The sequence below is a fragment of the Streptomyces sp. NPDC058246 genome, assembly GCF_042881985.1.
In the GTDB taxonomy this organism is placed as follows: Bacteria; Actinomycetota; Actinomycetes; order Streptomycetales; family Streptomycetaceae; genus Streptomyces.
Genome location: NZ_JBHVWZ010000014.1, coordinates 38,144 through 62,759, shown reverse-complemented (window position 1 = coordinate 62,759; position 24,616 = coordinate 38,144). Strand labels below are relative to the sequence as shown.

Annotated in this window: 21 protein-coding genes, 2 tRNA genes and 1 pseudogene; 20 read left to right on the top strand and 4 right to left on the bottom strand. The window is 71.1% G+C overall.

The features are described 5' to 3' along the window. Positions 1 to 49: 49 nt before the first annotated feature. The 4 genes from ACFVXA_RS21460 to ACFVXA_RS21445 all read left to right on the top strand — a co-directional run bounded on the left by ACFVXA_RS21460 (position 50) and on the right by ACFVXA_RS21445 (position 3,944). A complete protein-coding gene (locus ACFVXA_RS21460; protein ID WP_383747316.1) occupies positions 50 to 568 on the top strand; it encodes a hypothetical protein in 519 nt (172 codons plus the stop codon). 142 nt (positions 569 to 710) lie between these two features. Next, entirely contained in the window at positions 711 to 1,997 is a 1,287-nt protein-coding gene (locus tag ACFVXA_RS21455) for a glutamate-5-semialdehyde dehydrogenase (protein ID WP_390026022.1), read from the top strand. Positions 1,998 to 2,056: 59 nt separating this feature from the next. Further along, positions 2,057 to 2,695: a hypothetical protein gene (locus ACFVXA_RS21450; protein WP_389465527.1), complete on the top strand. Its 639-nt coding sequence runs from the start codon at positions 2,057 to 2,059 to the stop codon at positions 2,693 to 2,695. A 181-nt stretch (positions 2,696 to 2,876) separates the two neighbouring features. Then, positions 2,877 to 3,944, top strand: a complete 1,068-nt coding sequence (locus tag ACFVXA_RS21445; RefSeq protein ID WP_389465524.1) for a hypothetical protein — start codon at positions 2,877 to 2,879, stop codon at positions 3,942 to 3,944. Between the two features lie 174 nt (positions 3,945 to 4,118). On the opposite strand, the gene ACFVXA_RS21440 is transcribed toward ACFVXA_RS21445, so the two are convergent. After that, a complete protein-coding gene (locus ACFVXA_RS21440) occupies positions 4,119 to 5,276 on the bottom strand; it encodes a M48 family metallopeptidase (RefSeq protein WP_389933695.1) in 1,158 nt (385 codons plus the stop codon). Between the two features lie 103 nt (positions 5,277 to 5,379). Between ACFVXA_RS21440 and ACFVXA_RS21435 the strand changes: the two genes are divergently transcribed. The 10 genes and pseudogenes from ACFVXA_RS21435 to ACFVXA_RS21390 all read left to right on the top strand — a co-directional run bounded on the left by ACFVXA_RS21435 (position 5,380) and on the right by ACFVXA_RS21390 (position 10,752). Then, on the top strand, positions 5,380 to 5,538 hold the full coding sequence (locus ACFVXA_RS21435) for a hypothetical protein (RefSeq protein ID WP_362018235.1): 159 nt from the start codon (positions 5,380 to 5,382) through the stop codon (positions 5,536 to 5,538). A 144-nt stretch (positions 5,539 to 5,682) separates the two neighbouring features. After that, positions 5,683 to 5,844: a hypothetical protein gene (locus ACFVXA_RS21430; RefSeq protein ID WP_362018236.1), complete on the top strand. Its 162-nt coding sequence runs from the start codon at positions 5,683 to 5,685 to the stop codon at positions 5,842 to 5,844. Between the two features lie 269 nt (positions 5,845 to 6,113). Then, on the top strand, positions 6,114 to 6,680 hold the full coding sequence (gene nadD, locus ACFVXA_RS21425) for a nicotinate-nucleotide adenylyltransferase (protein WP_383747345.1): 567 nt from the start codon (positions 6,114 to 6,116) through the stop codon (positions 6,678 to 6,680). A 16-nt stretch (positions 6,681 to 6,696) separates the two neighbouring features. Further along, positions 6,697 to 8,469: a LytR C-terminal domain-containing protein gene (locus ACFVXA_RS21420; protein ID WP_390026020.1), complete on the top strand. Its 1,773-nt coding sequence runs from the start codon at positions 6,697 to 6,699 to the stop codon at positions 8,467 to 8,469. 193 nt (positions 8,470 to 8,662) lie between these two features. After that, positions 8,663 to 9,106: a ribosome silencing factor gene (gene rsfS / locus ACFVXA_RS21415; RefSeq protein ID WP_362018242.1), complete on the top strand. Its 444-nt coding sequence runs from the start codon at positions 8,663 to 8,665 to the stop codon at positions 9,104 to 9,106. Beyond that, positions 9,103 to 9,765, top strand: coding sequence for a histidine phosphatase family protein (locus tag ACFVXA_RS21410; protein WP_362018244.1), 663 nt, complete (start codon positions 9,103 to 9,105; stop codon positions 9,763 to 9,765). Before rsfS ends, ACFVXA_RS21410 begins: the two co-directional genes overlap by 4 nt. A 106-nt stretch (positions 9,766 to 9,871) precedes the next feature. Continuing rightward, positions 9,872 to 9,944: transfer RNA gene (locus ACFVXA_RS21405), tRNA-Ala, on the top strand. Between the two features lie 151 nt (positions 9,945 to 10,095). Beyond that, a pseudogene (locus tag ACFVXA_RS21400) lies at positions 10,096 to 10,272 on the top strand (MFS transporter); the annotation flags it as partial. A 69-nt stretch (positions 10,273 to 10,341) separates the two neighbouring features. Further along, complete coding sequence (locus tag ACFVXA_RS21395; protein WP_390026018.1) at positions 10,342 to 10,515, top strand: hypothetical protein; 174 nt, start codon at positions 10,342 to 10,344, stop codon at positions 10,513 to 10,515. A 3-nt stretch (positions 10,516 to 10,518) separates the two neighbouring features. After that, on the top strand, positions 10,519 to 10,752 hold the full coding sequence (locus tag ACFVXA_RS21390; protein WP_010986886.1) for a hypothetical protein: 234 nt from the start codon (positions 10,519 to 10,521) through the stop codon (positions 10,750 to 10,752). Here the strand turns inward: ACFVXA_RS21390 and ACFVXA_RS21385 are convergent. After that, a complete protein-coding gene (locus ACFVXA_RS21385) occupies positions 10,721 to 11,905 on the bottom strand; it encodes a glycosyltransferase 87 family protein (protein WP_390026016.1) in 1,185 nt (394 codons plus the stop codon). The genes ACFVXA_RS21390 and ACFVXA_RS21385 overlap by 32 nt on opposite strands. 138 nt (positions 11,906 to 12,043) lie before the next feature. On the opposite strand from ACFVXA_RS21385, the gene ACFVXA_RS21380 reads away from it, so the two are divergent. Further along, positions 12,044 to 12,116: transfer RNA gene (locus ACFVXA_RS21380), tRNA-Ala, on the top strand. A 49-nt stretch (positions 12,117 to 12,165) separates the two neighbouring features. Here the strand turns inward: ACFVXA_RS21380 and ACFVXA_RS21375 are convergent. Together ACFVXA_RS21375 and ACFVXA_RS21370 are read right to left on the bottom strand one after the other, a co-directional pair. Beyond that, positions 12,166 to 13,785, bottom strand: coding sequence for an NADH-ubiquinone oxidoreductase-F iron-sulfur binding region domain-containing protein (locus tag ACFVXA_RS21375; RefSeq protein WP_390026014.1), 1,620 nt, complete (start codon positions 13,783 to 13,785; stop codon positions 12,166 to 12,168). After that, positions 13,782 to 15,101 carry a cytochrome b/b6 domain-containing protein gene (locus tag ACFVXA_RS21370; RefSeq protein ID WP_362018252.1) on the bottom strand — a complete coding sequence of 440 codons (1,320 nt, stop codon included), beginning with the start codon at positions 15,099 to 15,101 and terminating at the stop codon, positions 13,782 to 13,784. Before ACFVXA_RS21370 ends, ACFVXA_RS21375 begins: the two co-directional genes overlap by 4 nt. Positions 15,102 to 15,518: 417 nt before the next feature. On the opposite strand from ACFVXA_RS21370, the gene leuS reads away from it, so the two are divergent. The 5 genes from leuS (at position 15,519) to ACFVXA_RS21345 (ending at position 24,615) form a co-directional block, all read left to right on the top strand. Continuing rightward, positions 15,519 to 18,407: a leucine--tRNA ligase gene (gene leuS / locus ACFVXA_RS21365; RefSeq protein ID WP_383905083.1), complete on the top strand. Its 2,889-nt coding sequence runs from the start codon at positions 15,519 to 15,521 to the stop codon at positions 18,405 to 18,407. 186 nt (positions 18,408 to 18,593) lie between these two features. Next, positions 18,594 to 19,325 carry a hypothetical protein gene (locus tag ACFVXA_RS21360; RefSeq protein WP_389465504.1) on the top strand — a complete coding sequence of 244 codons (732 nt, stop codon included), beginning with the start codon at positions 18,594 to 18,596 and terminating at the stop codon, positions 19,323 to 19,325. 72 nt (positions 19,326 to 19,397) lie between these two features. Next, on the top strand, positions 19,398 to 20,243 hold the full coding sequence (locus ACFVXA_RS21355) for a DegV family protein (protein WP_383747333.1): 846 nt from the start codon (positions 19,398 to 19,400) through the stop codon (positions 20,241 to 20,243). A 620-nt stretch (positions 20,244 to 20,863) separates the two neighbouring features. Beyond that, positions 20,864 to 21,883: a helix-hairpin-helix domain-containing protein gene (locus tag ACFVXA_RS21350; RefSeq protein WP_390026012.1), complete on the top strand. Its 1,020-nt coding sequence runs from the start codon at positions 20,864 to 20,866 to the stop codon at positions 21,881 to 21,883. Between the two features lie 224 nt (positions 21,884 to 22,107). Continuing rightward, on the top strand, positions 22,108 to 24,615 hold the full coding sequence (locus tag ACFVXA_RS21345; protein ID WP_390026125.1) for a ComEC/Rec2 family competence protein: 2,508 nt from the start codon (positions 22,108 to 22,110) through the stop codon (positions 24,613 to 24,615). Position 24,616: the final 1 nt, after the last annotated feature.

Sequence of the window (24,616 nt, the reverse complement as noted above, 5' to 3'; positions counted from 1 at the left end):
GCAGGGAGACCCCGGTATTCGGTACGACCATTGCGTAAAGGAGGCCGTCGTGAGACGAGTGCGCCCTGGGGCGGCGGCGTCCCGCGGTGGTACCTCCCCCACTATCGGCTCCGCTCGAGCGGGGGGACCCCCGTCCCGTGCGGCGGCATCCCGCGCGGCGGGCGAGGAACGCGCCCTGACGAGCGTCGCGGCCGGTGACACCTACGACGGCGAGGAGCCGGCCGACCTGCCCCGGCTGTGGCACGTCACGCTGAGCGTCTCGGGCGGTGAGGCCCCGCTGACAGAGGTCAGGCGCGGCCTCGAGCAGCTCGCCCACGACCACCCCTTTCTGCTGACCAGCCGGTACGCCAACGACCACGCGGAGATCCGCTACTGGGAAGAGGCCCGAGACCTGCACGACGCGGCGGCCGTCGCGCTGCGCCTGTGGGGCGAGCACCGGCAGACCGCCAAGCTCCCGCCCTGGGAGATCGTCGGTCTGGAGGTCATCGACCGCGAGACGTACCACCAGCGGATCGCGGAGGGGTACGGACCGCTGCCGGCGACGCCGGTCGGCGTCCACCCCTTTTGAGCCGGCATCGGCGGCCACCCGCCGTGAGCCCGAGTCGGGGTTCGCCCGCTGTGAGCCCGCGCAGGGGTTCGCCCCTTTTGGGCCCGTCTCGCGGTGTGGGATAGCCGGTGGACCGGTCGGCGCGGCGCACTACGCTTCCCTCATGACCACGCTCTCGCCGTACGACTCGATGTCCCCGGTCACCCAGGCCGCCTACCGTGCGAAGGCCGCCGCCGCCGACCTGGCGCCCCTCCCGCGGGCGGAGAAGGACGACGCGCTGCTCGCGATCGCGGACGCCCTGGAGGTCCGTACGAGCGAGATCGTCGCCGCCAATGCCAAGGACATCGCGCGCGCCCGCGAGGCCGGGACCGGCGAGACCGTCATCGACCGGCTCACGCTCACGCCTGAGCGCGTGCGCGCGATCGCCTCCGACGTCCGCGACGTCGTCGCGCTGCCCGACCCGGTCGGCGAGGTCGTCCGCGGCTCGACCCTCCCGAACGGCATCGACCTGCGCCAGGTCCGCGTCCCCCTCGGTGTCGTCGGGATCATCTACGAGGCCCGCCCGAACGTGACGGTCGACGCCGCCGCACTCTGTCTGAAGTCCGGAAACGCGGTGCTGCTGCGCGGCTCGTCGTCCGCGTACGAGTCGAACACGGCCCTCGTACGGGTCCTGCGCGACGCCGTGGGCGGCGCGGGACTGCCCGCCGACGCCATCCAGCTCGTGCCCGGAGACAGCCGCGAGTCCGTCCGCGAGCTGATGCGCGCCCGCGGCCTGGTCGACGTGCTCATCCCGCGCGGCGGCGCCTCGCTGATCCGCACGGTCGTCCAGGAGTCCACCGTCCCGGTCATCGAGACCGGCACCGGCAACTGCCACGTCTACGTCGACGCGAACGTCGACCTCGACATGGCGATCGACATCCTGATCAACTCCAAGGCCCAGCGCCCCAGCGTCTGCAATGCCGCCGAGACGCTCCTGGTCCACCAGGACATCGCGCCCGAGTTCGTGCCACGCGCCCTGGACGCCCTCGCGGACGCCGGGGTCACCGTGCACGCCGACGAGCGTGTCCTCGCCTACGCCAAGGACTCCAAGGCCACCGTCGTCGAGGCCACCCCCGAGGACTGGGAGGCGGAGTACCTCTCGTACGACATCGCCGCCGCCGTCGTCGACTCGCTCGACCGGGCGGTCGAGCACATCCGGCTGTGGACCTCGGGCCACACGGAGGCCATCGTCACCACCTCGCAGCAGGCGGCCCGCCGCTTCACCCAGCTGGTCGACTCCACGACGGTCGCCGTCAACGCCTCGACCCGCTTCACCGACGGCGGCCAGTTCGGCTTCGGCGCCGAGATCGGCATCTCCACGCAGAAGCTGCACGCGCGGGGCCCGATGGGGCTGCCGGAGCTGACGAGCACGAAGTACATCGTCACGGGGGACGGGCACATCCGGCGCTGACCCCGCCCCCGGCGGAATCGTCTCGTCAGGTGGATGAATTTCCATACCGTCTGCCCAAATTGACCCCCCAGGTCTACTCTGGATCCGTGCCGGAGGACGTGGGGGGCACGCCGTTCCCTGACGGCTGGGAGCCCGACGACGACCGCGACCGCGGGGGTGCGGACGAAGAGTTCGCCTCCGTGGTCTTCGACGAGGACTTCGTACGGGCGGCGGTGATTCACGAGCCGACCGCCGTGGAGAGACTCCTGGCGGCCGCACAGGCCCGCGCGGAGGCCTCCGAGGCCGAGGCGCGCCGGGCGCACGCCCGGGGCGCACGCGGCGACGACGAGCGCTACGAGGACGGGTTCGGCCCCGATGACCGTGGTGATTTCGGCCATGATCCCGACCTGGACGATCTGGACGACTCCGACGTCCTGGAAGGCCGCTACGGCGCACCCGGGGCCTATGGCAGCTACGGAAAGCAGACCCGCTGGCACCGCCCCGTCGCCTGGATCCTCGCCCTGGTGATGGGCATCGGCATGGTCGCCCTCGCCTTCACGGCGGTCTACCGAGGGGCCTCCTCGGGCCGCCAGGAGCAGGTCCCGCCGCCCGCTTCGACAGGCCTGGAGCAGGGCCAGGACAAGGTCACCGGCACCAGCCCCTCCGCTTCGGCCGACTATTCCCAGCCGGCGGTGTCGGCGGTCCCCCGCACACCGTGACGACGGCCGCTCCTCCGACGCTGACGGCGGTCTCCTGAAGCGGCGCGACAGGCATCCCTCGAACACGCTGGCGACTGCCGAGGGTGCCCCTCGCACGGAGTGACCACCCGGGTGAGAACCTGTCAGAACTTGTCGTGTACCAGGGCGTTTACCTGAGCTCCGGGAGACCTACTCTGAATGTATGGGCGGGCCTGCAGACCCACCTGAGGGGACACCTGAGGGCGCTCCCGCTGGTGGCGAGGACGAATACCGATCCGTCGTGTTCGACGAGTCGTTCGTCCGTGCTGCCCGCCTCCAGGAGTTCTCCGCGCAGGAGCGCATGGCCGACCACACCCCGGCCGTACGCCGCCGCCCGGCCCTCCGGCGCGGGCTGTCCCGGCAGGCGCTGCTCCTCGTCCTGCTGATCGCCGTGGCCTTCGGCACCGCGATCTACATGGGCGTACGCCACCCGTACCAGACGCCGGCCGCCCAGCCCCCCGAGCCGCTGCGGATGACGGTCATACCGCTCGCCCCGCAGACCGCCGTGCCCGGCTCCGCCAGCGCCGAGGGGCTGTACGCGCACAGCCCCGCCGCACAGTTCCGCGTCGGCGCCGAGGGCATCACGCTGCCGCCCTCCCGGCGCACCGCGCACTTCTCCGACAGCCAGGTCGTCACCGCCCTGACCACCGCCAAGGACTACCTCGTCGAGTCCTCCCTCGACCCGGACGTGCTCACCGGCGGCGCCACCCGGCCCGTACGGATACTGCTCGACCCGCAGCAGCTCGACCAGTTCGACCAGAGCTTCGAGCGGCCGACCGCCGACGGGCGGCACGCGCCCACCGGCTGGCTGGTCCGCTTCGACACCACCCGCGTCCAGCTCGCCGACAGCAAGATCCGCGTACAGGGCACTCTGCAAGCCGCCGAGTTCGACTCGAACACCCTCGAGGTCATCGCCGACCACACCTTCGTGTACGCGCTGAAGCCGACGGGCTCGGACGCCACGGCGAAGGCCTCGCTGTTCACCGTCCGGCGCGAGCTGCACTTCCGCTTCGACCGCGACGACCTGCGCATGCACCAGGCCGAGCTGGTCGTCTCCTACGTCCAGGGTGGGCCGCTCGCCTGCTCCGAGGACTCCGTGAGCCAGCTGCGCCCGCTGCTCGCGGGACAGACGGCGAAGGCGGGCGGCCCGGCCGGCACCGACCCGTACGCCACCGGGAGCGCGACGGCGCTGTGCGGCTCGCTGGCGACGAGCGCGCAGCCGAAGCTGTAGCCGTTGCCCGGAGGCGTCCGCGGTGGTCCGCGGTGGTCCGCGGTGGTGCTGCCGGGGCCCGGTCAGTAGGTGCCGTGGGCCGGCATTCCTTCCGGTCAGCCGTCGCCATGGGGGCTCTCGTCTCAGCCGTCGCCGTCGGGGCTTCGTCTCAGGCGTTGCCGTCGGGGCTCCGTCTCAGCCGTTGCCCTCGGGGCTCTCGTCGCCGGGGGTGCCGTCGGTGTTCCGCGGGGGCGCGTCCTTGGGCGTACCGGATTCATCCTTGGGTGAGCCCGAGGCGGCCCCGGGGGCGCCGCTCGCGAAGCCGCCGAAGCCGCGCCGCACCCTGCCGCCGAGGTCTCCCGCACCACCCGCGATGTCGCTGACCAGCTTCATCAGCGGGTCCTTGGAGTTCTTCACGTCGCTGGCGTAGCTGGCTGCCGACTGCCGGAAGGAGTCCGAGACCGAGGTGTCCTTGTCCTCGGTGCGGCGCGGGTAGTGACCGTCCATGATCCGCTGGTAGTCGCGGGACTCGGCCCACTTCTTCAGCTCGCCGGCGCGGACGGTGGTGAAGGGGTGGGTGCGGGGGAGCACGTTGAGGATCTTGAGGACGGAGTCGCGCAGGTCGCCCCCGGCCTCGTACTCCTCGGCCTGCGCGAGGAACGCGTCCACGTTCATCTCGTGCAGATGGTTGCCACCCGCGATCTTCATCAGACCGCGCATCGAGGCCTTCAGATCCTGCCCGACAAGGAGCCCCGCCCGGTCGGCCGACAGCTCCGACTTGCGGAACCACTCGCGCAGCGCCGTCACGATCGCCATGATCGCGAGGTTCCCGAGCGGGATCCAGGCGACCCGGAGCGCCAGGTTGGTGAGGAACAGCAGGATCGTGCGGTAGACGGCGTGACCGGACAGCGCGTGGCCGACCTCGTGCCCGACGACCGCCCGCATCTCCTCCTCGTCCAGGAGCTCGACGAGTCCCGTCGTCACGACGATGATCGGCTCGTCCAGGCCGATGCACATCGCGTTCGGCTGCGGGTCCTGGGTGACGTACATCGGCGGGACCTTCTCCAGGTCCAGGATGTAACAGGCGTCCCGCAGCATGTCGTTGAGGTGGGCGAACTGGGCGTCGGAGACGCGCACCGAGTCCGACAGGAACAGCAGCCGCAGGCTGCGTTCGGGCAGCAGGCCGCTGAGTGCCTTGAAGACGGTGTCGAAGCCGCTGAGCTTGCGCAGGGCCACCAGGGCCGAGCGGTCCGCCGGATGTTCGTACGCCCGCGAGGAGATCCCCTCGAAGCGCCTGCGCTGCCTGCTCGGCACGTTCTCGTGCCCGTTCTGCTCGTGGCCGCCGTCGGACATGTGTTCCCCCATGTGCGTCTGAGTGCCCTATGTGCCCCCAAGGCAGAGCCCAGCCTAGGCGGAGATACCGTGGACGGGCAGTACAGAGAAGGAGTCGTCCGCCATGGAGCACATCCCCGCAGCCACCTGGCTCACCGAAGCCGCGAGCGCGGCAGACAGGCAGGGCCCGGGCAATCTGCTCCGCGTCGTGCTGATCGTGATGATCGTCGGGGTGGCCCTGACCGCCTGGTTCCTGCTGCGCGGGTACAAGCGGGACGACTGAGGTTTCCGCCGGAAGCGCCGTACCCGTGCGGGGCAGGCGGCAACCGGCGTCCCCAACGGCGGAGTCGGCGTGATCGTGGCCGAGTCCCCCGCATACGATGGGCCGACGTCTTTATCCCGCCCACACCGGATAGGTCCTGCCGAGATGAGCTTCCACAGCACCGCTGCACAGTTGGTCACCGTTGCCGCCGAGGGCGAGCACGGCGGCAACCACGAGAGCCTCAGCCCGTACCTGACCGGCGGCGGCGCCTTCTTCGTCCTGGTTCTGCTGCTGTGGATCACCACGCGCTTCAACCGGGACCGCTGAGCCCCGAGGGCCCGCTCAGGGCCCCTGTCGGCCGGAGCCCGTGGGCCGGGCCGGTAGGGTCTGCACGCATGGGAGAGCAGGACATGCCTACCGGTCCGGCGAGTGACACGGAGCGCGGCGCCGCCGGCGCCGCCACGGGTGGCGCGAGCGGCGCGGCCGGAGGCGGCGAGGACGGCGCGAGCGGCGTGGCTGGAGGCGCCGCGTCGAAGCGTCTGATCATCGGCCCCGGAAACGGCCCCTCGACTCCGGGCAAGCGCCGCCTCGGCGTCATGGGCGGCACGTTCGACCCGATTCACCACGGGCACCTCGTGGCGGCCAGCGAGGTCGCCGCGCAGTTCCACCTCGACGAGGTGGTGTTCGTGCCGACCGGGCAACCGTGGCAGAAGACCGACCGCAAGGTCACCCCGGCCGAGGACCGCTATCTGATGACGGTCATCGCGACCGCCGAGAACCCCCAGTTCTCGGTGAGCCGCATCGACATCGACCGCGGCGGCCCGACCTACACCACGGACACCCTGCGCGACCTCCGCTCGCTCAACCCCGAGGCGGACCTCTTCTTCATCACCGGCGCGGACGCGCTCGGCCAGATCCTCACCTGGCGGTACACGGAGGAGCTGTTCTCCCTCGCGCACTTCATCGGAGTCACCCGGCCCGGCCACACCCTGACCGACCCGGGACTTCCGGAGGGCGGTGTCTCGCTGGTCGAGGTTCCCGCGCTCGCCATCTCGTCCACAGACTGCCGTGCGAGGGTCGCCAAGGGCGATCCCGTCTGGTATCTGGTGCCGGACGGTGTGGTGCGCTACATCGACAAGCGCGAGCTGTACCGCGGCGAGTGAGCCGAGAGGGGCACCGGTGAACGACCGATACGACGGATACGCGGGCGGCGACCAGTACGAACTCGTCGGCTACGACGAGTTCGGGCAGCCTGTGTACCGACAGGTGCCGCAGCAGCAGCCTCCCCAGGGGTACGACCCCTACGGCGCCGCTCAGCCTCAGGGCTACGGCTATGACCCGTACGCGACCGGCCGGCAGCAGCCCGTCCAGCCCTACGACACAGGCCAGCAGCCGCCGGTATCGCCGTATGACACCGGTCAGCAGCCGCCGGTGTCGTCCTATGACACCGGTCAGCAGCCGCCGGTCCACTCCTACGACCCGTACGGCACCGGTGCGTCCGCGTCCGGCGGCACCACCTCGGCCGCGTACGACCCGTACGGGCAGGCCGCGAACACGGCCGGCGCGAGCACCGGTCAGCAGCCCCGGGTCGCCGAGCAGACCGCCTACATCCCGCACCAGGCCGGACCCGCCGAGGACGGCGAACCCCGTGCCGGGCGGGCCGACCGGGACTACCGCACCGAACAGTTCGCCTTCGTCGAGGAGCAGGAAGCCGACTCCGAAGACGTCATCGACTGGCTGAAGTTCACCGAGAACCGCACCGAACGCCGCGAGGAGGCCAGGCGCCGCGCCCGCAGCCGGGTCGTCGCCCTGGTCGTGGTGCTCGCCCTGGTCGCGGTCGGCGGCGTCGGCTACCTCTGGTACGCGGGCAAGCTTCCCGGCACGTCCTCGGGCGGCAAGACCGGCACGGCGACCCCGGTGGGCGCCCAGAACCGCGACGTGCTCGTCGTCCACCTGCACAACACGAAGGGCGGCGGCACCTCCACGGCGCTGCTCGTCGACAACACCACCACCAAGCAGGGCACCACCGTCCTGCTGCCCAACTCCCTTGCCCTGACGGACGACAGCGGCTCGACGACGACGCTCGCGAAGTCGGTCGACGACGACGGCTCCTCCGGGACCCAGGACGCCCTCGACACGGTGCTCGGGACCAACATCCAGGGCACCTGGCGCCTGGACACCCCTTACCTCAGCAACCTCGTCGAACTCGTCGGCAACATCGACATCACCACCAACTCCGATGTGCCGGACCCGGATTCCAAGAAGAAGGGCGAGCCGCCCCTCGTGAAGAAGGGCGCGGACCAGACCCTCAGCGGCAAGATGGCCGTCGCCTACGCCACCTACCGCGCCTCCGGCGAGGCCCAGAACGCACAGCTGGAGCGGTTCGGACAGGTCATGCAAGGGGTGCTGCGCAAGCTGTCCTCCGACAAGCAGGCCGCGACCACCACCGTGCAGACCCTGGCCCAGATCCTCGACCCGCCGCTGACCGACCAGGACCTCGGCGCCTTCCTCGCCAAGCTCGCCGACCTCGCCAAGGGCGGCGACTACAAGACCGCGCTGCTGCCCGTGCAGCAGGACGGCACCCTGAGCGAGAGCGCCAGCAGCAGCGTGATCAAGGACGTACTCGGCGGTACCGCGAAGAGCCCCGACGCCGGGGCCGCCGTCCGTGTCGGGATCAAGAACGCCACCGGCAGCAAGTCCGCAACCGAGCAGGCCCGCGTCGTCGTGGTCAACGGCGGCTACACCTTCCTCGACTCCGGCACGGCCACCGCCGCCCAGAGCGTGTCCGAGATCACTTACACCGACGCCGCCAAGAAGAACGACGCCGTCGAGGTCGCCAAGACCCTGGGGCTCCCCACGAGCAGCGTGAAGAAGGGCAAGGTCACGTCCAACGCGGACGTCTCCGTGGTACTCGGCCAGGACTACAAGGTGAGCAGCGGCTCCACGGGGTGACCGACGCCGCCTCCCGGGGCGATCGGCGGCCCGCCCGGGCGGCTGGTCGCCCCGGGGCGGCGGCCCGCCCGTCCCCGGTGATCGGCGCCCCGTCCCGCGGGCGCCCGGGACGGGGCCGCAGAAACGCGTGGGGTGTCGTCGGCGGTCCGTGAGACCCTTGAGTCATTACTGACCGCCGACGGAAAGCCGCGTAGTGACCGCCACGGACCGCTCCATCGAGCTCATCAACACCGCCGCGCAGGCGGCCGCAGACAAGCTCGCGCACGACATCATCGCCTACGACGTCAGCGACGTGCTCTCCATCACCGACGCCTTCCTGCTGGCGTCCGCCCCGAACGACCGCCAGGTCAAGTCGATCGTCGACGAGATCGAGGAGCGGCTGAACAAGGAGCTCGGCGTCAAGCCGGTGCGCCGCGAGGGCGACCGCGAGGCCCGCTGGGTGCTGCTCGACTACGTCGACATCGTGGTGCACGTGCAGCACAGCGAGGAGCGCGTCTTCTACGCTCTGGAGCGCCTGTGGAAGGACTGCCCGGAGCTGGACCTGCCCGCCGACGCCAAGGCGACCCGCGGCAAGGCCGCCGAGCACGCCAAGCTCCAGGCCGAGGAGGACTCCGCCGAACTGGGAGAGCTGCGGTGAGCGCGGGGGCCGGCAAGAAGCCGGGCCGCGGCCGCCGCGTCATCCTCTGGCGGCACGGCCAGACCTCCTGGAACGTGGAGAGCCGCTTCCAGGGCTCCACGGATGTCGAGCTCACCGAGACGGGTGTCGGACAGGCCCGCCGCGCCGCCCGGCTGCTCGCCTCGCTGAAGCCCGACGCGATCGTCGCCTCGGACCTCAAGCGTGCCGCGAACACGGCCGCCGAGCTGTCCGCGCTCACCGGCCTCGACGTCACCCACGACGAGGCCCTGCGGGAGACCTACGCGGGCGTCTGGCAGGGGCTGACGCACGAGGAGATCCTCGCCCGGTACGGCGACGAGTACACCGCGTGGAAGCGCGGCGAGCCGGTGCGCCGCGGCGGGGGTGAGTTGGAGAGCGAGGTCGCCGACCGCGCTGCCCCCGTGGTGCTGCGGCACGCCGAAAAGCTGCCCGACGGCGGCACCCTCGTGGTCGTCAGCCACGGCGGCACCATCCGCACCACCATCGGCCGTCTCCTCGGCCTGGAGTCCCCGCACTGGGAGAGCCTCGGCGGCCTCTCCAACTGCTGCTGGTCCGTCCTCGGAGAGGGCGCCCGCGGCTGGCGGCTCCTGGAGCACAACGCCGGCACGCTGCCGGAGCCGGTGCTCGGCGACGACGACTGAGCGACCCCCTGTCCGGTCCCGTGGGCCCGTCGGGACCGGATTTCACTTTCCGGCTGGTCGCAGGCTAAAGTTCTTCTTGTTCGCCCCGCAGGGGAGAAGAACACAAGGGGCTATAGCTCAGTTGGTAGAGCGCCTGCATGGCATGCAGGAGGTCAGGAGTTCAATTCTCCTTAGCTCCACAGATCGACTCTCTTTTGAGTTGTCAAAGATCGGTGGTAAAGGTCCCGTTCCCGTCAGGGAGCGGGATTTTTCGTTGTCGCCCTTCCGAACTCCACGCGTCCGGCGCCGCCTTGCGGCTGGTCCGGGGCGCCGGATCGGCCGTCCTCGCCACAGCTCGGTCGGCTGATCGCAGTCGCGGCCTTCGGCACACTGTTCTTGAACCGGCTTGAGTCACTCCGGGGCCCTGGGGCGTATACCTCTGGGGACGCGCTCCTCGCGCGCGCATACGCGCCGGCCGCGACAGCCGCGCTGGGTGCCGTGTCCGGACTGGTACGAAGGCGTCGCTGACCGTATTGCTCCGGCCGTGGCAGAATCAAACGGCCGGAAGGGGGCGCGGCCCGACGGGAGGGAGAAGCGATGCCTGCGAGCATCTTCGAGGAGGTCGACGACCTCCTCGAAGTGGCACTGACACGGAGAAAAGCCACTCGTCTCGACTGCCCTTCCTGCGGATCGGTCCACGTCGCCCAGGTCCTCGGTGACAACGGCGGGATCTCCTACGTGTGCACGGCCTGCGGCCACAGCTGGAGCTGATCGATGGGTGCACACAGGCGGAAGTGCGATTGGTGCGGCAGTGGTACGCCCATCGTCCGCGACATGGAGCCGGTCAACCACGACTACCAGTACTGGTGCGAGGAGTGCGCGCGGGCGCTGATCATAAAAGGCGACCCGATCGAGACGTACCGCGAGCTGGAGGGCGAGCCGATCTACGGCCGGCTCCTCGACGAGCACTGCACACTCAAACGGTTCTACTCGTTCGCCACAGCCTGAACCCGATGAGGGCCAGGAACACGAAACCGATTCCCACGTAGAGGGCCGACATCGTCAACTCGGCTCCGGACTGCCGCAGTTCGAGCCTGCCCGGGCCGTGCGGCACCCACCACAGCGCGTACGTGCAGAACACCACCGCCGTACAGACGGCGGCCGTCCGGTTCGTGGCCGCGAGGACCAGCACCATCGGTACGCACCACACCCAGTGGTGCGACCACGACACCGGGCTCACCAGCAGCGCCGTCACCGCACAGGAGACCGTCGCCCAGGCGCGTCGCCCGCGCAGTTCGGCGGCCACCGCGACCGCGAGCCCCGCACCGCCCCCCAGGGCCGCCGCCGCGCCCCACCAGAGGCCGGGCTCGGTGGTGTGCAGCAGCCGGGCGAGGACGCCGCGCAGCGACTGGTTGGCGGTGTCCTCGACGAGCCCGACCCGGCCCGCCTCGAAGACCATGCGGCTCCAAAAGCGCCACGAGTCGTACGGCAGGGCGGCCGCCGCGAGCAGCGTCGCTCCGGCGAACGCGACGGCGGCCCCGCGCGCGTGCCGCAGCCACGGCCCCCCGGAGCCCCCCCTCATGTGTTCCACGACGCCGGTGACCAGCAGGAGCACCGCGAAGAGTGCGGGCGTCAGCTTGATCGCCGCCGCGATCCCGATGCCCACCCCGGCCCAGCGACGGCCGGGGCGCCGTGACAGGTCCCACAGCACCAGCACGGCCAGCAGCAGATTGACCTGCCCGTACCGCAGCGTCGTCCAGACCGGCTCGCACCACACGGCGGCCGCCGCGACCCACCAGACGCGCTCCACGCGCGCGTGGCCGACGAGCCGTAGCGAGAGGGCCACGAAGGCCACGAGGAGAGCCAGGTTTCCGGCCGTCGCCAGGGTGCGCATGCTCGCCGTGCCCAGCAGCGTCAGCGGGGTGAACAGCAGCGCCGCGAACGGTGGGTAGGTGGTGGGCAGATGGGCCTCGGTCGTGCGCAGCGCGTAGAGATCGCCGCCCGCGCGGACCGTCTCGCCCTCCGCGCGGTACACCATCAGGTCGATCATCGAGACATGCGCGGCCCGTTGCGCGCACCAGAAGGCGGCGAACGACAGCAGGCACACGCCCAGGGCGACGGGCGCACGGCGGCGGACACGAGGGAGCGCGATCACAGTCACGAAGGCCGACACTAGCCCCCGAATCCGTACAGAAGGGAAACGATTTGGTGGTGCACCCGGGGGACCGTGTAATGTTGGCGTCGCCGCCGGGGAAACCGGGCGACACGGTCGATATGCGGCTTCGCCGCATGGCCACGAGGGGCTATAGCTCAGTTGGTAGAGCGCCTGCATGGCATGCAGGAGGTCAGGAGTTCAATTCTCCTTAGCTCCACAGACGTTGAAGGCGGGCCACCCGATCAGGGTGGCCCGCTTCTTCGTGTTCAGCGGCCGCTGCCGAGCGCGCGGCGGCCGCGCCCCTGGGACAGCACCGGCAGGTTGTTGCGCGCCGGCGCGGAGGAGCGCGTGTCCTCCTCGATGCGCAGCGCGAGCGCCGGGCAGCGACGCACGGCACGCAGGGCCTTGGCCTCCGCGTACCGGGGCACCTGGGCCTGCGCGACGGTGGGGAAGCCGTCGGCGCCCAGTTCGAAGACCTCCGGAAGGATGTCCGCGCACAGACCGTGTCCGCGGCACAGGGTCCAGTCGACGTAGATCTTCTGGCGGCTGGGACCGGCCTCCAGCTGACCCTGGCCGCCCGGGATGCCCGTAGGAGCCTGGCCGCCCTCGAAGAGCGGCAGGACGCCCTCCACGGGCCTTCCGCAGCCGTTGCCGAGGACGTGCGCGGCCAGGTCGTCGGTGAACGCCTTGATCGTCGACTCGATGAACATCGCCGAGCCGTCCGGGTGCGAGCAGGCGCCGCGCCGCTTCACGGCCTTGGCGACCTGCTTCACGGCCTCCAGGGCGGCCGGTCCGCCGCCGTTGAGGATGTCCTCCAGGCCGCGCGCCGCGGCGGGCAGACCGAGGTAGCAGGGACCGCACTGTCCCGCGCTCTCCTCGGCCAGCCACTGAGCCACTCGCAGTGACTCGCCGAGCGGGCACGTCTGCTGGCTGATCGGCAGGATCGCGCCGGCGCCAAGCGCGCCGCCCACCGCGTCCAGGGAGTTGCGCGAGACGATCGCCTCGTTGACCGTCGCCGCGTCCAGCCACTTGCCGTGGTAGCCGCCGGTCAGTACGCCCTGCGGCATGGGCGGGGCGCCGGCCAGCTGGAGGACGTACCGCAGCGGCACGCCGGTCGGTACCTCGATCACCATGGGGCGGGCGACCGCGCCGGAGACGGTGAGCATGACGGTGCCCGGCTCGTCGTAGAGCCCGGTGTTGCGGTAGCGGTCGGGGCCGATGCGCGCGGCGATGGCCAGCTGGGCGAACGTCTCGGCGTTGGACAGCAGCGTGGGCGCGCCGCCGACGCCGCTCTGCGAGGCGCTGATCTTGCGGCCGGGCGGGATCGCCGGGCCGCCGTCGATGGAGCGGATCAGGGAGGCGGCGGCCCCGGTCACCATGCGTACCGGATTGCGCTGCACCCGCGCGCGGAGCGGCGATCCGCGCCGGTTGCTCAGCCCGCGCTCGGCCAGCGCGGCTTCCATCGAGGCCTGCGTGGACGCACGGGTCACTCCGATGACCAGGGTGCGCGCGCCCATGGCCTCGGCGGCCAGCAGCGCGCCGTCCAGAATGAGGTGCGGGGCACGGTTGATGAGCACCGTGTCCTTGCGGCAGGCGGGTTCGTCCTCACTTCCGTTGACGACCACCACCGGGCGGATGCCCTTCTTGATGGCCGATTCCGCGACCGAGCGCAGCTTCTTGGCGAAGGGGAAGCCCGCGCCGCCGCGGCCCTTCAGGGAGATCGCTTCGGCGAGACCCGCGAGCTGTTCGCCACCCATCGGTTCGAGCGGCCCGTGCACCTTGAGGTGCATGGGGAGATCAAGTCGTTCAACCAGGTCGAAGCCCGACGTGAGCTGCGGAAGTCCGACTACGCGGACTTCCGGGACGTCGGGCAGGGCCTCGTTCACTTAAAGCCTCCGGAAGGGGCGTTCCATGATTCACCGGAGCCAGGAGCGTCGAAGGCGCCCGGCAGTACGTCAGTCGTGGGACCGCTGTCGTACGTGTCGTTGGTGTTGTACGTGCCGTAGGTGGGGTTCGTCTCACCGGTGTCGTACATGTCACTTGTGCCGTACGTGCTCGCGGCCGGATTGTCATAGACGGGGATGTTGTATCCCGTGTCGTTGAGGGGGTCGTACGCCGACTGAGGCGCTTCGCCGACGGGGGGCGGCGACGGGATGGGCCAGTTCCCCGAAGGGCTGCTGCCGTCGGCGCGCGGGAAGGTCTCCGTGGGCTGCATGTCCAGCGGCATCTGGAAGCGCTCGGTCGGGGTGGAGCCGCCGAAGGTGTCCCCGCCGGGCGCCCCGCCCGACACGGCCCGGTAGGCGGCCGCGAAGCCCGGCATGCTGCCGGTGGTCGCGGGGTCGGGTGCGGCCTCGTACAGCGGCGAGGGGGACGGGGTGCGCTGTGGGGGCACGAACGTGTCCCCCAGGGGCGGCCGGGCCTGGGCGGAGCGCGCCGCGAAGCCCGGCAGCGGGGACTCCGCGGCGGCGGCACGGGATGCGTCCAGCTCTTCGCGGGCCCGGGCGCCGGGGCCGTTGTTCTCGCCGATGATCGCCAGGATCCGGTCGGCGACCTTGCGCTTGAAGGGGCCGGAGGCCGAGCGCAGTGCCAGGGCGGCCATCACGGCGATCAGGCAGAGGCTGTAGAGCACGGTGACGTACGTCTTGGCGGGGCGCCCCGCGTACAGGCCGTGCACCAGGGCCGAGCACCAGGCCGGATACGCCAGCATGTGCACGGCCCGCCAGCGTGCCGCGATCGGCGCGGGGGACGCGAAGGCGCTGCGCAGCGCACCGGTGATGGCCGTGAAGATCATGAGCAGTCCGGCCAGGGAGCCGAAGCCGATGAGCCCGTTGGTGCCCGTGATACCGAGCCCGAAGGGGACCAGGGCGGCGACCAGGGTGGTGTGGTCGAGGGCCAGCTTGACCGTGATGTGCAGCAGGAGGAAGGCGACCGAGGAGACGGCGGTCGTCCTGTGCACGGCCTGGGCGACCAGGCGTTGACGCGTGTTGAGGAACAGCCGGTCGGTGGCGACCAGTCCCCACACCACGGAGCAGGTGAGGGCGACCAGCGACAGCACGCCGGCGCCGAAGTTGAGGAAGTCGCGCAGGCCGTCGCCTCCGACCAGCACGACCATGGGTATGAGCAACAGGGCGGCAGCCGTCAGTGCCCCGTAGGCCGAGCGGCCCGATCGGGGTATCGAGCTGTTGTTGCGACGAGGGTTCATGGGGGGTGACTCCCAACGGTTCGGGGAAGCGGTCCCGAAGCCGCACTCTAAGTCGAGCCATACCGAGGGGTACGAGGTTTGAGTTATTGCGTTGTTATCAAAGGGCAACGAGGTCTTTGTGTTGTCCCGTAGCGTCCGTTACGCGAAGTAATATTTGAACGTTGTTCAGCTTTTTTGTGACGAAGTCGTGGGGACCCGGAGCGCCGCGCGGTCCCCGGGAAGCTCGTCGCGGCGCCCGCGGGGGCTGCGGTACCCTGACGCCATGCGTGCCGTACGCCTTCTGCTTAGCGAGCCGCGCTGATCAGTCCCGACCACTGACGATTCGTGGTCGGAATCGGCGCGGCGTCCCCTCCTGTGCGAGGGGATTTTTCATTTCCAAGCCGCCGGCAGATGACGATCGATGGAGCTTTGAGGATCATGAGCGAGACGAACCCCGCTGCCGCCGCCGAGGTGGCAGCGCCGCACCGCTACACGGCCGCCCTGGCTGCTGAGATCGAGGCACGCTGGCAGGACTTCTGGGACGCCGAGGGCACGTACGAGGCGCCCAACCCGAGCGGTGACCTGGCCGGGGACCCCGAGCTGGTCGCCAAGCCCAAGAAGTTCATCATGGACATGTTCCCGTACCCCTCCGGTGCGGGCCTGCACGTCGGTCACCCCCTGGGCTACATCGCCACGGATGTGTTCGCCCGGTTCCAGCGCATGACCGGCCACAACGTCCTGCACACCCTGGGCTTCGACGCCTTCGGCCTGCCCGCCGAGCAGTACGCGGTGCAGACGGGCACCCACCCGCGCGTGTCCACCGAGGCCAACATCGAGAACATGAAGGTCCAGCTGCGCGCGCTGGGCCTGGGCCACGACAAGCGCCGGTCGTTCGCCACGATCGACCCGGAGTACTACAAGTGGACCCAGTGGATCTTCCTGCAGATCTTCAACTCCTGGTACGACGACGAGGCGCAGAAGGCCCGCCCGATCTCCGAGCTGGTCGCCCAGTTCGAGAGCGGTGAGCGGGCCGTTCCGGCCATCGAGGGCACCACGCGCGCGTGGAACGAGCTGAGCGCGGCCGAGCGCGCCGATGTCCTGAGCGAGTACCGCCTGGCGTATGCCTCCGACGCGCCCGTCAACTGGTGCCCCGGACTGGGCACCGTACTGGCCAACGAGGAGGTCACCGCCGAGGGCCGTTCCGAGCGCGGCAACTTCCCCGTCTTCAAGGCCAAGCTGCGCCAGTGGAACATGCGCATCACCGCGTACGCCGACCGGCTGCTGGACGACCTGGACGCGCTGGACTGGCCCGACGCCATCAAGCTGCAGCAGCGCAACTGGATCGGCCGCTCCGAGGGCGCCCGCGTCGACTTCCCGATCGACGGCGAAGCGATCACCGTCTTCACCACCCGCCAGGACACCCTGTTCGGCGCCACCTACATGGTGCTGGCGCCCGAGCACCCGCTGGTCGAGAAGTTCACCCCGGCCGCCTGGCCCGAGGGCACCCACCAGGTGTGGACGGGCGGGCACGCGACCCCGGCCGAGGCCGTCGCCGCCTACCGCGCGCAGGCCGCCTCGAAGTCCGACGTCGAGCGCCAGGCCGAGGCCAAGGACAAGACCGGTGTCTTCACCGGCGCCTTCGCGACCAACCCGGTCACCGGCGAGCGGATCCCGGTCTTCATCGCCGACTACGTGCTGATGGGCTACGGCACCGGCGCGATCATGGCCGTCCCGGCGCACGACAGCCGAGACTTCGCGTTCGCGCGCGCCTTCGAACTGCCCATGCGCTGCGTCGTCGAGCCCTCGGACGACCGCGGCACGGACGCGTCGACCTGGGACGACGCCTTCGCCTCGTACGACGCGAAGATCGTCAACTCCGCCGGCGACGAGATCTCCCTGGACGGCCTGGGCGTCGTCGACGCCAAGGCGCGCATCACCGAGTGGCTGGCACGCAAGGGCGTCGGCGAGGGCACGGTCAACTTCCGGCTGCGCGACTGGCTGTTCAGCCGTCAGCGCTACTGGGGCGAGCCCTTCCCGATCGTCTACGACGAGGACGGCGTCGCCCACCCGCTGCCCGAGTCGATGCTGCCGCTGGAACTGCCGGAGGTCGAGGACTACTCGCCGCGCACCTTCGACCCGGACGACGCCGACACGTCCCCGGAGACCCCGCTGTCGCGCAACGAGGACTGGGTCGACGTCACCCTGGACCTGGGCGACGGCCGCGGTCCGCAGAAGTACCGCCGCGAGACCAACACCATGCCCAACTGGGCCGGTTCGTGCTGGTACGAGCTGCGCTACCTGGACCCGCACAACGACCAGAAGCTGGTCGACCCGGCCATCGAGCAGTACTGGATGGGCCCGCGGGAGGGCCGGCCGCACGGTGGCGTCGACCTGTACGTCGGCGGCGCCGAGCACGCCGTGCTGCACCTGCTGTACGCGCGCTTCTGGTCCAAGGTGCTGTACGACCTGGGCCATGTCTCCTCGGCCGAGCCGTTCCACAAGCTGTTCAACCAGGGCATGATCCAGGCCTACGTGTACCGCGACAGCCGTGGCATCGCGGTGCCGGCCGCCGAGGTGGAGGAGCGCGACGGCGCGTACTACTACCAGGGCGAGAAGGTCTCCCGGCTGCTGGGCAAGATGGGCAAGTCCCTGAAGAACGCGGTCACTCCGGACGAGATCTGCGCCGAGTACGGGGCGGACACGCTGCGCCTGTACGAGATGGCGATGGGTCCCCTGGACGTGTCGCGGCCGTGGGACACGCGCGCGGTGGTGGGCCAGTACCGGCTGCTGCAGCGGCTGTGGCGCAACGTCGTCGACGAGGCGACCGGCGACGTCACCGTCGTCGACGCCGAGGCCGAAGAGGAGACGCTGCGGGCTCTGCACAAGGCCATCGACGGCGTACGCCAGGACCTGGAGGGCATGCGGTTCAACACCGCCATCGCCAAGGTCACCGAGCTGAACAACCACCTGACCAAGGCGGGCGGCCCGGTTCCGCGCACGGTCGCCGAGTCCCTGGTGCTGCTGATCGCGCCGCTGGCCCCGCACATCGCCGAGGAGCTGTGGCGCAAGCTGGGTCACACCGACTCGGTCGTCCACCAGGACTTCCCGGTCGCCGACCCGGCCTACGTGGTGGACGAGGCCGTGACCTGCGTCGTCCAGATCAAGGGCAAGGTCAAGGCGCGCCTGGAGGTCTCCCCGTCGATCTCCGACGAGGAACTGGAGAAGGCCGCGCTGGCCGACGAGAAGGTCGTCGCGGCGCTGGACGGCGCGGGGATCCGCAAGGTGATCGTGCGGGCGCCGAAGCTGGTGAACATCGTTACGGCGTGACCGTCTCTTGCCGTCTTGCCGTCTCGCCGTCTCGCCGTCTTGCCGGCTTGGCTCCGGTGCGGTGGGCCGGCTCGGGGTAGTCCCCTACGGGCAGGTTCGGGGTTCTTTCGGAACTCCGAACCTGCTCGTTGCGTTTACCGTTGAAGAGCGCGGCGGCCTGTCGCGGCCGGCTGGAGGAGGAGCGTGGTGGAAGCCGTGATCACAGTAATCGCCCTGCTCTTCCTGCTGTTCGTGGTGCTGGGCGCGTACGCCACGGTCAAGGTGGTCGGCGCCGCCAAGCGCGGCGTGGACCGCACGATCTCGCAGGCGCGCCGCACGGTCGAGGACACCACGCTGCGCGCCAAGACCCTCGCCCAGCCGGGCCCGCTGGGCGAGCTGGCCCAGCTCCGCCTGAAGCTGCGCACATCGATGCGTGCCACCCAGGACGCGTTGCACGCGGGCGTGGCGGAGGACGAGTCCCTGAAGGAGTCCCTGGGCCTCTTCGAGCGGCTCAGCGTGCACGGACACGAACTGGACGACGAACTCAAGCGCCTGGAGGCCGAGCCCGACCGGGGCGCGCTCGCCTCGCGGCTGCCGGGACTGCGCGAGCGAACCGAGCGGATCACACAGTCGGCCGACTCGCTGCGCTGGGCCGCGCGCGACCGGGCCCGCCGCTTCGCGGACGACGACCTCGACTCGCTGAGCGCCCAGATAGACGTCGAGGCCGGCGCGCTGCGGCACTGGACGACAGAACCGAAGCCCGCGGCCTCCTGGCCCGAGGCACCGGCATCGGACGCGGCCACGTCCGGCGGCCAGACCTGGCCGGACAGCCCCGACTCCCGTACGGCCGAGGAGCCGACGCGCTCCGCCATCACCCCGCCCGGCCGACGCCCCGCCTACCCCTGGCAGAAGAAGCCCCGTCCCGAGAGCACGACTTGATCCGGCCGCCCCAGCCGCAGGTGGGAGGGGCCGGGCTGCCGTCCGCCCGCCCCGACAGGTAACCTCCAGCTCATGTCCCGCCATGTCGCGATCGTCACCGATTCAACGGCCTACCTGCCGCCGCGGACGATGGAGCGCCACGGCATCACGGCGGTGCCCCTGACCGTGGTCCTCGGCGACCAGGCATTCGAAGAGGGCACCGAGATCTCGGCCCGCTCCCTGGCCCAGGCACTCCAGAAGCGGCGCCCCGTCACGACCTCCCGCCCCAGTCCCGAAGTCTTCGCCGCGACCTACCGCAAGGTCGCCGAGTCCGGCGCCACCGGCATCGTCTCCCTTCATCTGTCGTCCGAGTTCTCGGGCACCTATGACGCCGCGGTACTCGCGGCGCGGGAAGCCCCGGTGCCGGTACGGGTGGTGGACACCGGGATGGTCGCCATGGCCCTCGGGTTCTGCGCCCTGGCCGCCGCCGAGTCCGCGGAGGCCGGGGGCACGATCGACGAAGCGGTCACGGCCGCGGAGAAGCGAGCCGCCGGCACCTCCGCGTACTTCTACGTGGACACCCTCGACTATCTGCGCCGGGGCGGCCGGATCGGGGCCGCGCAGGCACTGTTGGGTTCCGCGCTCGCGGTGAAGCCGCTGCTTCAGTTGGACGACGGCCGCATCGAACTCCTGGAGAAGGTACGGACGGCGTCCAAGGCGATCGCCCGGCTGGAGGAGATCGTGGCCGAACGCGCGGGCAGCGCGCAGGTCGACATCGCCGTCCACCACCTGGCCGCGCCGGAGCGGGCCTCGGCTCTCGCGGACCGTCTGCGGGCAAGGGTGCCCGGCCTCGCCGATCTGCATGTCAGCGAGGTGGGTGCGGTGATCGGGGCGCATACGGGGCCTGGGCTGCTGGGGGCGGTTGTCTCGCCTCGGTGAGCGTGTGTGCCACTCGGGTGGCGGCATTGTGCTGCCACACGTGTGGCAGAACTTGTGCGGTACCCCTCGTGCGTACACGCCCCGAGCGGCGTCAAGCGTGTGGCACCGCGTGGGTGGCGTCACTCGTGTGAGTGACTGAGTTATCCACAACTGGGTGATAGTCCACCGGAATTGAGCAAGATCATCGCGAGAGTGCCGAAGTCCTCGATTCTCGTCGCATGGCACTTCGATCGCGCTCACGCACAGCTACGCTCACCAGCGGCCCGGGCCGCGGCCCCGTCTCCGACGGCCGCAGCCGCCATCGCCGCAACCACCGGCCGCGAGGCAGGGCCCACCGCCACGAAGCGTCGGCCGAGGCCCTTCGCCAGCGCGCCGAGGCGCTCTTCGCCGAACGCGTCGGGGAGCGAAGGGAGTTGGGGAACGGACCGCCGGGGGCGGTTCGGCCTGCGGGGGGACCGCCGGGGGCGGTTCGGCCTGCGGGGGAGGGTCCACAGGCGAGTACCGCGAGGGGGACGGGGGTTGTCGCTGTTCGGGGACTGGAGAACCGGGGCGGGGGCGGTCGTGGTGTCGGCTTCCGGGTAAGCGGGGTGCCGAAGCCCGGCGGCTCCCGGGCAGGCGGGGTGCCGAAGCGCGACGACTTCCGGCCACGCGGGGCGCCGAAGCGCGACGACTTCCGGGCGCGCGGGGCGCCGACGCGCGACGGCTCCCTGGCGCGCGGGGCGCCGACGCCCGACGGTTTCCAGGTAAGCGGAGCCGCGAAGCGCGAGGGAGCGGACGCCGGCACCACTGCTGACGCACTCGCGCCCTTGGACGCGCACGCCGACAGGCGGGCCAACGTCGGTTCGGACACGGCGGAGCCGGACACGGCCGAGTCGGGCGCGACCTGGCGGGATCGCGCCGGGCTTGCCGTACGGGAGCGGATGCCGCTGTGGCTCCAGTCGAGGTGCGGGCTCGAGCGCAAGAGCGCGACCGCTCTCACGGTGCTGTTGGGCGTCGCGGCGGTCTTCGCCGCGCAGCACTTCTGGGCCGGCCGGACTCAGTCGGTCCGAGCCCCCGAGGTGGTGCGAGCAGCTGCTCCCTATGGCGAACAGACCGGCCAGGGGAAGCAGTCGGACACGGCACCGGATGCCTCGCCCGGGGTACCGAGCCCGATCGGGGCGGCCGGGACCGCGATCGTCGTGGACGTCAGTGGCAAGGTCCGCCGCCCTGGGCTCCAGCGGCTGCCGACCGGTTCCCGTGTCGAGGACGCGCTGCGCGCGGCGGGGGGCGTACGTCCCGGCACGAACACGGAGGGACTGAACCGTGCGCGTCTCCTCGTGGACGGCGAACAGATCGTGGTCGGCGCACCCGCGCTCGCCTCGGGATCAGCCGCGGCCGGCACGAGCAGCACGGGTACTACGGGCGGCACGGTGGGCGCGGGCGGATCCGGCGCCGGCGCGGCACCCTCCGCTCCAGTCGCCCTGAACACGGCCACGGTCGACCAGCTCGACACCCTTCCAGGCGTCGGTCCCGTGCTGGCCCAGCACATCATCGACTACCGCACCCAGCACAGCGGCTTCCGCTCGGTCGACGAGCTCCGTGAGGTGAACGGAATCGGGGATCGCCGGTTCGCTGATCTGCGGAATCTGGTACGGCCATGAGCGGGCCGGGGAAGCCGGAGGCACCCGAGGCACCCGAGGCACCCGAGGTTCCAGAGGGGCCAGAGGGGCCAGAGGGGCCAGAGGGGCCAGAGGGGGCAGAAGGGGCAGAGGTTCCAGAGGGGCCAGAGAGGTCAGGGAGCCTGAAGGGGCTGGAGAATGCCGCGCTGAACGGCGAGAGCGTGTCCGGTTCCGGCGCGGACTCCGGCGCCGTGAGCCGACGGGCGGTGCATGCCGCCTCGGGGAAGCGGCTTGGGGCCTCGCACCCTCGGCAGGAAGGACCGACGGATCTCCGGCTCGTGCCGCCCGCTCTGGCGGCCTGGGTGACGACGGCGGTGACGGTGGATGCCCCGCCGGGGTGGGTCACGGGCGTGGTGGTGATCTGCCTGGTCGCGGGAGGTGTGCTGCTCCTGGCGGGGCGGAGAGGGACGCGCAGCGGGTGGGAGCGCCGGGGAGAGCGGTCGCGTTCGTGGCCACGGATCTCCGTCGCCGCGGTACTGCTCTGTGTCGCCGCGGCCGCGGCCTCCGCGGGGCTGCACGGGGCGGATGTGCGGCGCGGGCCCGTGCCCTCCCTGGCGCGGCAGTTCGCCAACGTGACGGCAGAGATGGAGATCACCTCCGATCCACGGCTGACCAGGCCGAGGATCAACGGGGATCACATGACTCCGACGGCGGTACTGCTCGACGCGGAGGTCCGGCGGGTGACGCGGCCCGACGGGACGGTCGTTGCGACGCGCGCGCCGGTGCTGGTGATCGTCGACGCGCGTGCGCCGACGGGGTGGCCCCGGCCCTCGGGTGGGCGTTCGCCCTGGCTGGCGCTGTTGCCGTCCACGAAGCTGCGCGTGTCGGGGAGGCTGGTGCCCGCCCTGGCGGGTGGGGACGACATCGCGGCCGTGCTGCGGGTTAGAGGGAGTGGGCCGCCGGAGGTGGTGGGAGAGCCGTCCGGGCCACAGCGGTTCGCCGGTCGGCTGCGCGAAGGCCTGCGAGGGGCGACCGAGGGGCTGGAGGCGGACGCGCGGGCGCTGTTGCCTGGGCTGGTCGTAGGGGACACCTCACGTGTCACGCCGGAGTTGGATGAGGCCTTCAAGGCGACGGATCTCACGCATCTGCTCGCCGTCAGCGGGGGCAACTTCACCATTCTGCTGGCCCTGTTCCTCGGGCCGCCGGGCCTCGCCCAGCGTGCCGAGCGGCGCGGCCTCGCACCGCGGCTCGGTGTCCCGCTCCGGGCGACGGCGCTGCTCGGTGGAGCACTCACACTCGCCTTCGTGATCGTTTGCCGCCCCGACCCGAGCGTATTGCGGGCGGCGGTCTGTGGGTCGATCGCGCTGCTCGCCATCGCGACCGGGCGCCGCAGGTCGCTGATCCCCGCGCTGGCCGCGGCCGTTCTGCTGCTGGTGCTGTACGACCCGTGGCTGGCCCGCAGTTACGGCTTCCTGCTCTCCGTCCTCGCGACGGGCGCCCTGCTCACCCTCGCCCCGCGGTGGAGTGCGGCGCTCCAGAGGCGCCGTGTGCCGCCGCGTCTGGCCGAGGCGCTGGCCGCGGCAGCCGCGGCACAGGCGCTGTGCGCACCGGTCGTCGCCGTGCTGTCGGCTCGGGTGAGTCTGGTGGCGGTGCCGTGCAATCTGCTCGCGGAGTTCGCGGTCGCGCCGGCCACGGTGCTGGGATTCGCGACACTGGCGATGGCGCCCGTGGCGATGCCCGTCGCCAAAGCCCTGGCGTGGTGTGCCAGTTGGCCCGCCCGGTGGATCGCGGACATCGCGCGTACCGGGGCGGCTCTGCCCGGCGGGGGAGTGGACTGGCCGGATTCCTGGACGGGGGCGCTGTTGCTCGCGTTCGTCACGGCGGTGGTCGTGGTCGTCGGCCGACGGCTGTTGAGACACCCGTGGTCGAGCGGTGCCTGCGTGCTGCTGTTCCTGCTGGTCGTGGTGCAACCGCCGCCTCTCACCAGAGTGATCACGGGATGGCCGCCGCCCGGCTGGAGGTTCGCGATGTGCGATGTCGGGCAGGGCGACGCGACGGTGCTCTCGGCGGGTGACGGCACCGCGGTGGTGGTGGATGCCGGTCCCGATCCGGTGCTGGTCGACCGCTGTCTGAGCGCGCTCGGTGTCACCAGGATTCCGCTCCTCGTGCTGACGCATTTCCACGCCGACCACGTGGCGGGGCTGCGGGGTGTGCTGAGCGGGCGTTCGGTGGGCGCGATCGAGACGACCGGCTTCGAAGAGCCGCCGGACCAGGCCGAGTTCGTACGAAGGGAGGCGGCGGCACGGCACATCCCCGTGACGCGGGCCGTGGCGGGGGAACGGCGGCGCACGGGAAGCCTCGACTGGCGGGTGCTGTGGCCGCCACCGAGCTCAGCCCTCACACCGGACGGCCCGAACGACGCCAGTGTCGCTCTGCTGGTGCGCTCGGCGGGGCTGCGGCTGCTGTTGCTCGGTGATCTGGAACCCCCGGCCCAGCAGGCGCTGTTGAGATCGCCCGCGGCAGCGGAGCTGGGAGCCGTGGACGTCCTCAAGGTCGCCCACCATGGATCGGCCTACCAGGATCCGGGCCTCATACGCCGGGTGGCGCCTCGGCTCGCGCTGATCTCGTGTGGTGAGGACAACCCCTATGGACATCCCGCACCGAGTACGGTCGCGGCGCTGCGGGCCGCTGGCGCGGTGGTGCTGCGCACGGACCGGGACGGGGCGCTGGCCGTCGTCGGTGTGGGCGGGAGGCTGAGCGTGGCGAGAGACTGAA